The following is a 13416-nucleotide window of genomic DNA, read 5'->3' on the forward strand; positions in this document are numbered from 1 at the left end:
GAGCGGGCAGAGCGGGCAGTCTCACATGCGTCTCATCAAGGTTTTGATGCTGGTCGGGGCCGCGCTTGCGGTTTCGGCCTGCAGCACGAAATTCCGGACCTACAACGGGCCGGAGGTCACACAGGTGCTCGTCGACAAGTCCAGTCGGCGGATGTACCTGCTGCATCACGACAGGATGCTGAAACAATACCCGATACAGCTCGGCTTCCAGCCGGCCGGGCACAAGCAGATCGAAGGCGACGGGCGCACGCCCGAAGGCCTGTATTACATCGACAAGCGCAACCCGAACTCCCGGTACCACCTGTCGATCGGCCTGTCGTATCCGAACGAGCAGGACATCGCCCGCGCCCTGGCCATGGGCAAGAGCCCGGGAGGCGACATCTTCATCCATGGCGGACCGCCCAAAGGCAGCAACATCAACGGCAAACAGGACTGGACCTGGGGCTGTATCGCCGTGACCGACCGGCAGATCGAGCATGTCTACGCCATGGTCAAGGACGGCACCCCCATCGTCATCACGCCCTGAGGCGGGGCGCCCCGGCCCTCAGAGCGCGGCGGTCACGGTACCGCCGCCGCCACCCGGCGCGCCGGTGACCAGCGTCCACCAGATCTTGCCGTTGGATTCCTGGTGCCAGGCGAAGCCCATCTCGCGCGCTTCGGGATCGAGGATAACGTCGCGGGTATTGGCTTCGTCCATCCACGCGGCGAGCGTCTGAAGCTCGGTCTCGTAAGTCTCCGAGATCGCCTCGCCGACGAGCTCCCCGTTGTATCCTGCGCTCCGGACACGGTCCACCGGCGACGATCCGTCGGAGCCGAAATGCCAGGGGCGGTTCTGCACCGCCATGTCCCGCGAATGCGTCGCGGCTGCCGCGCGCAACTGGGAATTGAGTTCCAACTCGCCCACGCCCGCGTCGCGGCGCAGGGAGTTCACCGCGTCGAGCATGCGGAAAGACACCTGAGAATCGCTCACGCCCGCCAGGTTGTAGACCTTGAGCGGTTGGCCGTCGGGGCCGGTCGCCGTCGTGCTGGTGGTGATCGTTGGCGCACAGGCCGCGAGCGTGAGAGCCGCCGCGGATGCGAGGAGAATGGAACGTGTCATGGCCTGTCCACCTGTTGTCGTTGTGTTAACAAACGCCATATCGCTGTATAAGTTGCCATTCAAACCCACATCGCCGTGATTTTCCCGATGACGGGCGTTTGATTTGCGACCGCGGCCAGCGCGCCATAACCCATTCGTTGTATGCTTGGACGATCCGGAGACGACGTCATGAAGAAGAAAACACAGAACCGCCTTGCAAGGCGCGGCTTCCTGACCGGTACGGCGGCATTCCTCGCCGCCCCTGCCCTGGCCCAGACCGGACCCGGCACAACAGAGGTGGAGCGCGACCTGTCCACCATCGTGCGCCGGAACGTGTCGAGTTTCCGTACACTGGACTGGCAACCCTATTTCTCGAACCTCAACAAGGGTGCGATCCTTGTCGATATCCGTTCGCGCGCGCTCCACTACTGGGGTGAGGATCGGCAGACATACAAGCTCTACCCGACGTCTGTGCCGCTGACCGAGGACCTGACGCGCCGCGGGCGCACCAGCGTGACCCTGAAGGACCCCGAGCCCGACTGGCGTCCGACGCCGGCGATGAAGCAGCGCAATCCCGAATGGCCGGACTATGTCGGACCGGGGCCGGACAATCCGCTCGGCACCCGGGCGCTGCACCTATCGTGGCAATATTACCGCATCCACGGCACGCACGACACACGCAAGATCGGGCGCCGCTCCTCCAACGGCTGCATCGGCCTCTACAACCATCACATCGAAGAGCTGTACCAGCTTGCCCAGGTGGGCACACAGGTGTTGCTTATTTGACGACACACGCGGTGCTTGAGGGCGTCATTCCCGGCGGCGAAATTGCCTGCGCATGGTTTTGCTGCTTAGAACGACTCACGAGGTAAATCTTTGGGGCCTGCCGCTTTAGGCCGTTACGGTTGCGGGCGCTGGCCGTCATCTGGAGGGAACAAGATGAAGAAACTCGCTCTTGCAGCCGCAATCACCGCCGCTGGCACGTCCGCGTTCGCGGGCTCTTACGCAAAGGACGACGTGGTCATGGAACCCGTCGTGGTCGTGGAAGAAACCGAACAGCAATCCTCTTCGGCCGCGATCGTCGTGCCGCTGATCATGCTGGCCCTGGTCGCTGCCGCAGTGGCATCGGACTGATCGACGCGCGACAACGCGTGACGCTGGTGGAAGGCGGTGCTTCGGCGCCGCCTTTTTCGTTCCGGGTTCACTCCGCCACGAATTGCAGCGCCTCCGCGCCGCCGACCTCGTCCGGGACCTGGTGCGCCCAGGCCAGCAGGCCCGGGTCGAATCCGGCCGCGAGTTGCGGCTTGACGATCTCGAAATAGGGCGAGAGGTCGAAGTCGCCGGGCACGTAGAGCGAATGGTGCCGGATGTGCAGAAGCTCCCTCCGGGTCGCGTCGTCACGGGTCCGCAGCTTGACCTCGCGCACGCGCGGCAGAATCGGGTAGCCGATGGTCTGGAACGCCTGCGCGATCAGCGACGAACAGATCGCCCGCGTCGGATCGCCCGACCCGAGCGCCAGCATCCGGCGCCGCAGGCGCCCCGGCAGCGGCGGCTTCGGCATCACGTAACGGGCGAGGTCGAAGATGTTGCGCATGTCGTAGCGCAGACCGATCCGCTCGGTCATGAACTGCGCGACGCGCGCACGGTCGGCGTCGGACAGCCCGACCGGACGGCAGATGCGGGTGTGGTACCTGGCGTATTTCGACAACGGCGCCGAAACGCAGCCCTCTCCGAGATTGACCTCGACGAGCTCGTGGCGCGCGTCGGTCGGTGCGCCGAGGGCGGCGGCGTCGCCCACGTAAAGCGCGGCATGCGACCATGTCGACTGCGTGAGGTACTTCACGGTCTGGCCGACCAGCGACTGCCCGTCGACGAGCAGCACATCCCCCGGCTGCAACGCCTCGCGCAGGCGGGCGAAGTCGGAAGGCACGTGGCTGCCGCCCGCGGCGTCGTTGCGGGTGATCCGCGCGGCCAGCCACAGCCCGAGAGACCTCAGGGCGGCATCGAGGCGGGTGCGGATCGTATCGGTCACGTGGCTCGTCCTTCTGCAACGGCGCACAAGCGGCGCGCCCATGACCTGAATCTAGGTACGAACCCTTTCGGAACCGATACCTGCCGCGGGCGCACCCGTTGCGCAGGCGATCACGTCACCGCGCGAACCGGCCGAAAGTAAGACCCGCCGGCGGCATCCCCGTGCCATAGGGCGGGCGAACCGCGCCCCTTCGCTGGCAGGGGCGACCGATCGCCGAACCTACAGCCAGCCGCCGAGATTCTCCTCTATCACCCGGGTCAACGCCGCGATGTGCGCCTCGTCGTCGTTGAGGCAGGGAATGTAGGTGAAAGTCTTTCCGCCTGCCTCCTCGAAGCTTTCGCGGATCTCCTCGTTGATCTCCTCGAGCGTCTCGATGCAATCGGCCGAGAATGCCGGGGCGCAGACGGCAATGTTGGTCTTGCCGTCTTCCTTGGCGAGACGGGCGACCTCCTCCACGGTGTAGGGCTTCAGCCATTCCTCGGGCCCGAAGCGCGACTGGAAGGTGGTGGTGATCTCGGTGTCGGCCCAACCCAGCCGCTCCTTCAGAAGGCGCGTCGTCTTCTGACACTGGCAATGGTAGGGATCGCCTTCCATCAGGTAGCGCTTTGGCACGCCGTGATAGGAACAGACGAGGATCTGCGGCTTCTCGTCCATCTCGGCATACTTGCGCTCGATCGACTGGGCGAGCGCTTCGATATAGGCCGGATGCTCGAAATAGGGATCGACCGTGCGCGAGGTCGGCTGCCAGGTTTCCTGCTCCAGCGCGCGGAAGAAGGCGTCGTTCGCGGTGGCCGAGGTGGCCCCGGCGTAATGCGGGTAGAGCGGGAAGAAGAGGATCTTGCGGCACCCCGCCTCGACCAGCTTGCGCACCTTGGACTGCGTCGACGGGTTACCGTAGCGCATGCAGAAATCGACCTCGACACGGTCGCCATGCAGATCGTGAAGCGACTCGGCGATCTTGGCCGTCTGGGCCTTGGTGATCGTCATCAGTGGGCTCTCGCCCGCCTCTTCGTTCCAGATCGACTTGTAGGCCGCGCCGCTGGCGAAGGGGCGCTTGCTGAGGATCACGAGCTGCAGGAGCGGCTGCCACAGCCAGGGCGAGTAGTCGATCACCCGGCGGTCCGAGAGAAACTCGCTCAGGTAGCGCCGCATCGACCAGTAATCGTAATGATCCGGAGTGCCGAGATTGGCGAGCAGGATGCCGACCTTGCCGGCTGCCACCTTCGGATGGTCTGCGGGCGCGTGCTCCGGTCGCGTGGCGGCCTTGGATGTATCCAGCATCAGTTCATTCCCGTCCTTGTTCCCCAACCACTCCTACGTAACGACCCGGCGCGCCGGTTCAATCGCGCAGCTTGGTCTCGTCCGTGTCCAGCGCTTCGGCCAGCCGGTGCGACGCCGACCCGGGGCGCAGCGGCTGCGGCTGGCTGTCGTCCGGCGCCCAGCCGGTGAGCGCCACGATCTCGAACGTCGCGGGCACGCGGCCGTCCGGGCCGGCATAGCTCTCGGCATAGATCTCCGCAGCGCGGCGCAGCACCGCAGGCCGCGTCGGGTGCCGCAGACGGGCGGCAAGCGCGTTGCCCTCTCCCATCGCGCGCAGGTCGCGCATGAGGGCGAAGGCATCGCCATAGGTGACAGTCAGCGTGAAACCGTCCGCGACCGGCAGGGCGAGGCTCGCCCGTTGCAGGAGCGCACCGAGATCGCGGATATCGCCCATCGGCGCGATCCGGGGACTGAGCCCGCCGGTCACCTCCACCTCCGCCTGGCCGAGGGCGGCGCGCAGCTCCTGCAGGGTCCGCCCGCCGAAGGCCGCGCCGAGGAACAGCCCGTCGGGTTTCAGCGCCCGGCGGCTCTGGATCATCTGGCCGACGGGGTCGTTCGCCCAGTGCATCGACAGCGCGTGCAGGACCAGGTCGTGCCCCCCGGGCGAGAGGGCCAGCGTCTCGTCATCGGGCACGATCGTCGCTTCGGGCAGGCGGGACTGCCAGACCTCGGGGAAAGGCGTCACGACCGCCGGCGCCGTGAAGGTTCTGTTAACCACTTCCAGCCGATCCTGCAGATCGTCGGCGGCATGCTCGTGCAGGAAGAGGGCCGGCGCGGCGGCGGCGCGGGCACGGTCGCGGTTGCGCGCCAGAGCGGCGCGGTCGGTCAGGACGGGAACCTCGGTCATCAGGGGGCAGATAGGGTGCTGGCGGAACGGTTGCAAACGGCGATCCGGCTGATCTACCCGCCGGCCTGCCTTGCCTGCGGCGGCCGGGTGGACAGCGATTTCGGACTTTGCGGGCCATGCTGGACCGAAACGCCCTTCATCACCGGGCTGGTCTGCGATGCCTGCGGCACGCCGCTGCCCGGCGAGGGAGACCGGGACCGGGCCCTCTGCGACACCTGCCTGCGCGTGGCGCGGCCCTGGGCGCGGGGCCGAGCGGCGATGCTCTATTCTGGATCGGCGCGCCGGATGGTGCTGGCGCTGAAGCATGGCGACCGCCACGATATCGCGCGGCCCGGCGCGGACTGGCTCGCGCGCAGCGCAGCGCCGCTGCTGACCCCCGACACGGTGATCGTGCCGGTGCCGCTGCATACGCTGCGGCTGCTGCGCCGGCGCTACAACCAGTCTGCGCTGCTGGCGCTGGCGCTCGGACGGCAAACCGGATGCACCGTCCTCGCCGACGCGCTGGTGCGGACGGCGCGCACCCCCAGCCTCGACGGCAAGACACGCGAGGAACGCTTCGCGGCGCTCGACGGGACGATCCGGGTGACGCGGTCGCGCCGGGACCGCATCGCCGGGCGCCCCGTGCTGATCGTCGACGACGTGATGACCAGCGGCGCCACCTTCGCGGCGGCCACGGAGGCCATGCATGAGGCTGGCGCAACCGAGGTCTGCGTTGCTGCACTGGCGCGCGTCGGCAAGGACGCCTAAGTCTGGGGCAAAGCGACAAGGATCCGACCGATGCAACCCGTGGAAATCTACACTTCGCCGCTTTGCGGTTTCTGCCACGCCGCCAAGCGCCTGCTGACCCAGAAGAGCGTGACCTTCACCGAGATCGACGTGCTGCAGGCGCCAGACCGCAAGCCCGAGATGATCCAGCGCGCCGGCGGCGCCCGGACAGTGCCGCAGATCTTCGTGGGCGACACCCATGTCGGCGGCTGCGACGAGCTTTATGCGCTCGACCGCGCCGGCAAGCTCGACCCGCTGCTCGCCGCGTGAGCCGCGCCGCGCTCATCCAGCTGACGTCCTCGGACGATCCGGACGCGAACCTGCCGGGCACGCGCGATGCCGTCCGCCGGGCGGCCGAAGGTGGTGCCGGCTTCGTACTGACGCCCGAGGTCACGAACTGCGTCTCGGCCAGCCGCACGCACCAGAACGCGGTGCTTCGGACGGAGGGCGAGGATGCCACGCTCGCCGGGCTGCGCGAGGACGCTGCGGCCTTGGGCATCTGGCTGCTGATCGGCTCGCTCGCGCTCAAGGCCGATCCGCCGGAGGAGCGCTTCGTGAACCGGTCGTTCCTCGTCTCGCCCGAGGGCGCCATCGCCGCGCGCTACGACAAGATGCACATGTTCGACGTGCAGGTGTCGGAGACCGAGACCTATCGCGAAAGCGCCGGCTATGCGCCCGGCGATAGCGCGGTGGTGGCAGAGACGCCCTTCGGCAAGGTCGGGATCAGCGTCTGCTACGACGTGCGGTTCGCCTATCTCTACCGCGCGCTCGCGCAGGCGGGGGCGGAGATCCTGACGGTGCCGGCGGCCTTCTCTCCCGGCACCGGGCCGATGCACTGGGCGCCACTCCTGCAGGCGCGGGCCATCGAGTGCGGGGCCTACGTCCTCGCCCCCGCACAGACCGGCACGCATGCGGCCAGCCGCGGCCGGCAGCGCCAGACCTGGGGGCACAGCCTCGCCGTATCGCCCTGGGGCGAGGTCATCGCCGATGCCGGCACGGAGCCCGGCGTCACCTTCGTCGACATCGACCAGGATGCTGTGCGGGACGCGCGCGCCAAGGTGCCGTCCCTGACGCACGACCGCGCCTTCACGGGGCCCTGATGGCTGACACGCAAGACCTCACGATCACGCTCGTGAGCGAGATCCTCGCCGCCGACCAGCTCTTGAAGAGCCGGCTCGCCCGTGTGCTGCCCGCGCGAATGGAGCTGTCGCATTTCTCCGCGCTCAACCTGCTCGCGCGGTCGGGCGGGGAACGCACACCGGCGCAGATGGCGCGGATGCTCCACCTCACGCGCGGGGCGATGACCAACACGCTCACCCGGCTCGACACGGCGGGTTACGTGCATATCCGGCCCGACTGGGACGATGCCCGCAGCAAGCTTGTCGCCATCAGCCCCGCCGGCCGCCGCGCCCGCGACGAGGCGCTCGCCGCCATCGCGCCCGTCCTGACCGAGGCGACCGCGGCGCTGGACGACACGCGCCTGCGCGCGGCCCTCCCGGCCTTGCGCGCCCTGCGCCAGGCGCTCGAGGCGCAGCCCGAAGCCTAGGCCGGGCGCCGCGCCGTCATCACGTAATTCACAGACAGGTCCCGCTGCGCCAGCCGGAAGCCGCCGCGCAGCGGATCGGGGACCATGCCCTTGCGGTCCACGACCTCGCAGCCGCCCGCCTCGATCATCCCCGCAAGCTCGTCCGGCGTCAGGAAACGGTTCCAGTCGTGGGTGCCGCGCGGCAGCCAGCGCATCACCCATTCCGCCCCGACGATGGCCGCGGCGAAACTGCGCGCCGTGCGGTTGAGCGTGGAGACGATCAGAAGCCCGCCCGGCGCCACCAGGCCGCAGGCCGCCGCGAGGAAAGCTTCGGGGTCCGGCACATGCTCCACGATCTCCATCGCCAGCACGGTGTCGAACGCCGCCCCGCTCTCGGCCAGCGCCTCGGCCGTCTCCGCCCGGTAGTCGATGGAGAGCCCCCCGGCGCGGGCGTGGGCGCCGGCCGCCGCCACCGTCTCGGTTCCCGCGTCGATTCCGGTGACCTCCGCGCCGAGCCGTGCCATCGGCTCGGACAGAAGTCCGCCGCCGCAACCGATATCGAGGACCCGCAGGCCCCCGAGCGGCGCCGCGGCGCCCCGGTCGCGGCCGAACTCCCCGGCGATCTGCGCCGCGACGTAGTCCAGCCGGCAGGGATTCATCGCATGCAGCGGCGCCGCCTGGCCGCTCGGATCCCACCACTCTGCGGCCATCGCCTCGAACTTCGCGATCTCTGCCGCGTCGACGCTCGTCTCTGTCATGTCCGTGCATTTCCCATGGTCTTCGGGGCCTTGTTTCTCATATAGCTTGGGCATGGACAAAGAGCTCGGTCAAAAGCGCGCGGTGCAATATCTCTATCCTCCCGCCGACCCGTTCGATCAGCGGATGCTGGACGTCGGCGGCGGGCACAGCGTGTACGTGGAGCAATGCGGCAATCCGCATGGCCAGCCGGTGATCGTGCTTCATGGCGGCCCCGGCGGTGGCTGCTCCCCGGCGATGCGCCGCTACTTCGACCCCAATGTCTACCGCGTCATCCTGTTCGATCAGCGCGGCTGCGGCCGCTCGCGCCCGCATGCGAGCGTGGAGAACAACACCACATGGGATCTCGTCGCCGATATCGAGCTTATCCGCGACACGCTGGAGCTCGGCCCCACGGTCGTCTTCGGCGGCTCCTGGGGCGCGACGCTGGCGCTGATCTACGCCATCTCCCACCCCGAGGCGGTGCGCGCGCTGGTCCTGCGCGGCGTCTTCCTGATGACGGAGGCGGAGCTCGACTGGTTCTACGGCGGCGGCGCCGGCCTGTTCTGGCCGGAGACCTGGGCGCGGTTCACCGATCTCATCCCCGAGGACGAGAGAGGCGACATGATCGCCGCCTATCACCGGCGGCTCTTCTCCGGCGACATCCGGATGGAAACGCGCTTCGCCCGCGCCTGGTCGGCGTGGGAGAACGCGCTCGCCTCGGTCCATTCCTCGGGCCACGGGGGCGAGGCGCCGGGCGATTACGCGCGCGCCTTCGCGCGGCTGGAGAACCACTATTTCACCCATCGCGGCTTTCTCGACTGCGACGAGTGGATCCTGAAAAACGCAGGCCGCATCGCCGACATCCCCGGCACCATCGTCCAGGGCCGCTACGACATGATCTGCCCACCGGTGCGCGCCTGGCGGCTGGCAAAGGCCTGGCCCACCGCCGACCTGCGAATGATCCGCAATGCCGGCCACGCCCTGTCCGAGCCGGGCATCAGCGCGGAACTTGTGCGGGCGATGGACGAACTGGCCCAGTAGCGACGCGCCTCTCTCGCGTCGGGGACATTGCGCTTGCCCGGCCAGCGACTACAGTTGCCGGAGATGATCGTATCAGGCCCCGCCCCGGGTCCGGGTCCACAGTAAACCGCGTCGTTGCGCAAGTCCTCTTCGCCCAGGGCGCGACAGCGTTGGCGGTGGTTGGTGGGCCGCCTGCCCGCGGGACCAACAGGGAGACGACGACAGATGACCAGGATTTCGAGACGCGGCCTCCTGCGCAACGGCGCCGCGGCCGGCGTGCTCGCCGCCACGGGCCTTCCGGTCCGCGCGCAGGAGGCCAGGCGGGGCGGGCGCCTCGTTCTCGGCCTGTCCGGCGCCAACACCTCCGACAGTTGGGACGCGCGCAGGCATGCGGACGTTTTCATGGTCTCCGCCGCGCAAGGCGCGGTGTTCGACTGCCTGACAGAGGTCGCCGCCGACGGCAGCCTTGTCGGGGAGCTGGCGACCGATTGGGAAGCCTCCTCCGACGCGAAGACCTGGACCTTCAATCTGCGCCGGGGCGTGCGCTTTCACAACGGCAAGGCCTTCGGCGCCGACGACGTCATCGAGTCGATCCGGATGCACAGCGCGAAAGGCGCGAAATCGGGCGCCACGCCGCTGGTCGAACCGATCACGGAGATCAGGAAGCTGGGCGCGCACCAGGTTCAGTTCGTGCTGAACGCCGGCAACGCCGACTTCCCTTACCTGATGTCGGACTATCACCTGCTGATCTACCCGGCGGGCCAGATCGAGGAGGCCATCGCGAACGGCATCGGTACCGGGCTCTACCGCGTGCAAAGCTTCGATCCCGGCGTGCGCTTCGTCGGCACCCGCGTCGACGGCCACTACAAGGACGGGCAGGCCGGCTGGGTCGACGAGGTCGAGTACATCGCGATCAACGACACCGCCGCGCGGATGAACGCGCTGCTGACCGGCCGGGTCGATGGCATCAACCGCGTCGACTTCAAGTCCGAAAAGCTGCTGCGCGCCAATCCCAACCTGCGCGTGCAGGAGGTGACGGGCAACCAGCACTACACCTTCCCGATGCTCACCAACGTCGCGCCCTTCGACGACGTGAACGTGCGCCGCGCGCTCAAACACGGCATCAACCGCGAGGAGATGGTCGCGAAGATCCTCTCCGGTCACGGCAGGGTCGCCAGGGACAGCCCGATCGGCCCGGCGAACCAGTACATGGCCGAGCTCGATCCTATCCCCTACGATCCCGATCGGGCGAAATACTACCTCAGGCTGGCGGGAATGGACTCGCTCGACGTAACCCTCTCGGCCGCCTCCGCGGCCTTCGAGGGTGCGGTCGACGCCGCCCAGCTCTACCGGGAGAACGCGTCGGCCGGCGGCATCAACATCAACGTCGTGCAGGAACCGGCGGACGGCTACTGGTCGGACGTCTGGCTCAGAAAACCGTGGTGCGCCAGCTACTGGTCGGGCCGCGCGACGGAAGACTGGATGTTCTCCTCCGCCTATCAGCAGGGCGTGGCGTGGAACGACAGCCGGTGGGGCGGCGGGCACGGCGAGCGCTTCCAGACCATGCTGGTCGAGGCGCGCGCGACTCTCGACACCGTCCGGCGCCGCGAGATGTACACCGAGATGCAGCAGATCCTGCGCGACGACAGCGGCGTCGTCATCCCGATGTTCGCCAACTGGGTTGACGCGCTGTCCAACGACGTCGGCACACCGGAGCAGATCGGCAACCTCTGGCAGATGGATAATTCCCGCCAGGCCGAGCGGTGGTGGAAGGTCTGACCCCGGCGGACTGATCCAGCGCTCCGCCGCGATTGGCGGGGCGGTCGTCGATCCGGGTTTGCGTGAAGGCCGCGCGGGCGACATTGTTGACCGGCGGCCTGCGGCCGGTCGTTGCCCGAGGAATTGCCCCGATGCCCAGACTCGACTTCGAGCGCCTCGCCATCTTCGGAGACAGCCTCAGCGACGCCGGAGAAATCCAGCGCTTGACCGGGGCCGTGCTGCAGATTCCATTCCCGCTGGCCGGGGCCGGCTACGCCGGGGTCATGTCCAACGGGCCGGTCTACAGCCAGACCCTGCCAACACTCGTCGGCGTCGGGGCCGAGGTCTTTGCGGTCTCGGGAGCCCGTGCCATCGGGACACGGCCGCTGTGGCAGATTCTGGAGCTGGACGGTCCAGCTCCACCCTTCGACGACGCGCCTATCGCACCGCTTCTCCGGAACGATGCCGATCGGTCTGAGCTCTCAGTCGACGTGAACCTGGGCGGACAGGTCGACCGTTTCCTCGCCACCCCCGGCCAGCCTGACACTGCCGCGGCATTCCTGATCGGCCTGCTGGATCTCGCGGCGCTCGACACCGGCTCGCCGGCACTGGTGTTCGACGCAATCGCTCGGGTCGGAGGGATCCTCGACAGCACCGCCGACGCGGCGCGACGTGTCGTGGAGGCCGGCGCCGCCGATACGCTGATCTTCTACGGCTTTCCCGATACCACCTTCGTCCCCGGAACCGCGGAGCTGGGCGCCCCGGTCCGCGTCGCCCTCGAGACGCTGATCGGCCTGCACCTGTCGGGACTGCAGGATATCGCGAAAGACTTCGCCGACGAGGGCATCCCGAGCACGGTGATCGACTTCGCCGCCCTGACACGCGCGCTCGGCGCCGACCCCGATGCTTTCGGCTTCACCGCCAAGGGACCGATCCTCTTCGGCTCCGGCGCAGATCCGGATATCGGGCCGCCCGCCAGCCCGGGCGGCCCGCCGACGCTCGGTTTCCCCCGCAACCCGGAGGTGGCGGACCTCCCGCCGGACCGTGTGCAGTTCTATGACGAGCTGCACCCGACCACAGCGATGCACGATCTGATTGCCGTCTACAGCGACGCCTGGCTGACCCGCGAGTCTCATGTCCGGAGCGATCTGGGGACGCTCGGCTTGTTCGGCGACGGCGACGAATTCGTGCTCGCCAACGGCGGGTCGGACATCGTCGCGCTGCGCAGGGGGCCGGATATCGCGCTTGCAGGACTCGGCGACGACACGGTCTTCGGCGGCGGCGGCAAGGACATCCTGTCCGGCGGGTCGGGCGACGATTCGCTGTACGGTGGCTACGGCAAGGACCTCATCGCCGGAGGGCCGGGTGACGACATGGCAAAGGGCGGACATGGCCCGGACGTGCTGATCGACGGCGCCGGCTCCGACCTGCATCTCGGCCGCGGCGGCGACGACGTCTTCGTCTGGACCGGACGGAGCGCGCCGGACGATGCGGATACGATGATCGGTGGCACCGGCGCCGACACGCTCTACCTCGCCGCCACGCCCGAGGCGGTGTCCGCGTTCGAGGCGGCGCAGGTGGGGCGGTCGGCCTGGGACATCGCGCTCGGCCACTGGAAGATCCCCGGGCTCGGCCTGAGCGTCGCGGGGATCGAGACACTGCGCCTCTACGACGCCCCGTCCGACATCGGCGGCGCATCCCCCGACATGATCGAGGCGGCCGATCTCTGGGGGCTGCTCTGACCCGGTACTCCGGACCGGTGCCGACGGCTCAGAGCCCGCGGCGCGCGATGTCCTCGGCCAGTTGCGAGACCGCGGCGCTGCGCGCGGCCGCGATGGAAGCGGCGTCCGCGTCCTCGGCCAGCGGAACCTCGATCGCGAAACGGCCGGAACGGTCGCGGCCGCCATCGTCCGGGGCCACGAAGAACTGCCCCGAGAGGCGGAACGTGCCTGCCGCCGTGGCCAGCATGTCCTCCAGCCGCACGTCGAGCTTGGCGGCGGCATAGTCTCGGAACGGCCACGGCTCCGGCGCCACCTGCGCGCCGGTGATCGCGGACAGGTCGCGGGCAAGCTGCAATGTCATCGCCCGCGCCGGATCGTCGGCCCAGAGCGGGCCGAGCGCGGTCAGCGCCCCGCCCGCATCCGCGACGAAGATATCCTCTGACGCGGCGTAGGTGGGCAGCTGCACCTCCACCACCTCAAGGGTCGCGTAGGCCGATCCGACGCGCGCCTCGGGCGCCGATGGCGGTGTCGCGTAGCGGATGTCGCCGCCGCCGCAGGCGGCGAGCACGGTCAGCGCCAGCGCGCCGAGGGGGGTCGTCCAGTTCATGTCCA

16 protein-coding genes are annotated in these 13416 nt (G+C 68.6%); 10 read left to right on the top strand and 6 right to left on the bottom strand.

Annotated elements, in window-relative coordinates:
• Positions 1-25 precede the first annotated feature (25 nt).
• Complete coding sequence (locus F3H57_RS14485; protein WP_149756636.1) at positions 26-526, top strand: L,D-transpeptidase family protein; 501 nt, start codon at positions 26-28, stop codon at positions 524-526.
• 18 nt (positions 527-544) lie between these two features.
• Here the strand turns inward: F3H57_RS14485 and F3H57_RS14490 are convergent, their stop codons facing one another.
• Positions 545-1099 carry a CAP domain-containing protein gene (locus tag F3H57_RS14490; protein ID WP_149756637.1) on the bottom strand — a complete coding sequence of 185 codons (555 nt, stop codon included), beginning with the start codon at positions 1097-1099 and terminating at the stop codon, positions 545-547.
• 168 nt (positions 1100-1267) lie between these two features.
• Between F3H57_RS14490 and F3H57_RS14495 the strand changes: the two genes are divergently transcribed.
• Positions 1268-1864: a L,D-transpeptidase gene (locus F3H57_RS14495; RefSeq protein WP_149756638.1), complete on the top strand. Its 597-nt coding sequence runs from the start codon at positions 1268-1270 to the stop codon at positions 1862-1864.
• A 153-nt stretch (positions 1865-2017) separates the two neighbouring features.
• Positions 2018-2212 carry a ferrochelatase gene (locus tag F3H57_RS14500; protein ID WP_149756639.1) on the top strand — a complete coding sequence of 65 codons (195 nt, stop codon included), beginning with the start codon at positions 2018-2020 and terminating at the stop codon, positions 2210-2212.
• A gap of 67 nt (positions 2213-2279) precedes the next feature.
• Here the strand turns inward: F3H57_RS14500 and F3H57_RS14505 are convergent, their stop codons facing one another.
• The 3 genes from F3H57_RS14505 to F3H57_RS14515 all read right to left on the bottom strand — a co-directional run bounded on the left by F3H57_RS14505 (position 2280) and on the right by F3H57_RS14515 (position 5277).
• Positions 2280-3110 carry a C40 family peptidase gene (locus tag F3H57_RS14505; RefSeq protein WP_223163088.1) on the bottom strand — a complete coding sequence of 277 codons (831 nt, stop codon included), beginning with the start codon at positions 3108-3110 and terminating at the stop codon, positions 2280-2282.
• 219 nt (positions 3111-3329) lie between these two features.
• Positions 3330-4391 (bottom strand): ferrochelatase, encoded by a 1062-nt coding sequence (hemH, locus tag F3H57_RS14510; RefSeq protein ID WP_149756641.1) that lies wholly within the window; start codon positions 4389-4391, stop codon positions 3330-3332.
• 58 nt (positions 4392-4449) lie between these two features.
• A complete protein-coding gene (locus F3H57_RS14515) occupies positions 4450-5277 on the bottom strand; it encodes a methyltransferase domain-containing protein (protein WP_149756642.1) in 828 nt (275 codons plus the stop codon).
• A gap of 18 nt (positions 5278-5295) precedes the next feature.
• Here F3H57_RS14515 and F3H57_RS14520 point away from each other — a divergent pair, with 18 nt between their 5' ends.
• From F3H57_RS14520 to F3H57_RS14535, 4 genes are read left to right on the top strand one after another with little or no spacing between them, the layout of a single operon-like run.
• Positions 5296-6024 (top strand): double zinc ribbon domain-containing protein, encoded by a 729-nt coding sequence (locus tag F3H57_RS14520; RefSeq protein WP_223163094.1) that lies wholly within the window; start codon positions 5296-5298, stop codon positions 6022-6024.
• Positions 6025-6054: 30 nt separating this feature from the next.
• Complete coding sequence (grxC, locus tag F3H57_RS14525) at positions 6055-6312, top strand: glutaredoxin 3 (protein WP_149756644.1); 258 nt, start codon at positions 6055-6057, stop codon at positions 6310-6312.
• Positions 6309-7142, top strand: coding sequence for a carbon-nitrogen hydrolase family protein (locus F3H57_RS14530; protein ID WP_149756645.1), 834 nt, complete (start codon positions 6309-6311; stop codon positions 7140-7142). The genes grxC and F3H57_RS14530 overlap by 4 nt, the downstream gene beginning before the upstream one ends.
• A complete protein-coding gene (locus F3H57_RS14535; RefSeq protein ID WP_149756646.1) occupies positions 7142-7588 on the top strand; it encodes a MarR family winged helix-turn-helix transcriptional regulator in 447 nt (148 codons plus the stop codon). The genes F3H57_RS14530 and F3H57_RS14535 overlap by 1 nt, the downstream gene beginning before the upstream one ends.
• On the opposite strand, the gene ubiG is transcribed toward F3H57_RS14535, so the two are convergent.
• Positions 7585-8325: a bifunctional 2-polyprenyl-6-hydroxyphenol methylase/3-demethylubiquinol 3-O-methyltransferase UbiG gene (gene ubiG, locus F3H57_RS14540; RefSeq protein ID WP_149756647.1), complete on the bottom strand. Its 741-nt coding sequence runs from the start codon at positions 8323-8325 to the stop codon at positions 7585-7587. The genes F3H57_RS14535 and ubiG overlap by 4 nt on opposite strands.
• Positions 8326-8377: 52 nt before the next feature.
• On the opposite strand from ubiG, the gene pip reads away from it, so the two are divergent.
• From pip to F3H57_RS14555, 3 genes are all read left to right on the top strand, one after another.
• On the top strand, positions 8378-9346 hold the full coding sequence (pip, locus tag F3H57_RS14545) for a prolyl aminopeptidase (protein WP_149756648.1): 969 nt from the start codon (positions 8378-8380) through the stop codon (positions 9344-9346).
• 204 nt (positions 9347-9550) lie between these two features.
• Positions 9551-11104, top strand: coding sequence for an ABC transporter substrate-binding protein (locus F3H57_RS14550; RefSeq protein ID WP_149756649.1), 1554 nt, complete (start codon positions 9551-9553; stop codon positions 11102-11104).
• 131 nt (positions 11105-11235) lie between these two features.
• Entirely contained in the window at positions 11236-12825 is a 1590-nt protein-coding gene (locus F3H57_RS14555; RefSeq protein WP_149756650.1) for a hypothetical protein, read from the top strand.
• Between the two features lie 28 nt (positions 12826-12853).
• On the opposite strand, the gene F3H57_RS14560 is transcribed toward F3H57_RS14555, so the two are convergent.
• Entirely contained in the window at positions 12854-13411 is a 558-nt protein-coding gene (locus F3H57_RS14560; protein ID WP_149756651.1) for a PqiC family protein, read from the bottom strand.
• Positions 13412-13416 lie beyond the last annotated feature (5 nt).

The organism is Roseivivax sediminis, assembly GCF_900112685.1.
Taxonomy (GTDB): domain Bacteria; phylum Pseudomonadota; class Alphaproteobacteria; order Rhodobacterales; family Rhodobacteraceae; genus Roseivivax; species Roseivivax sediminis.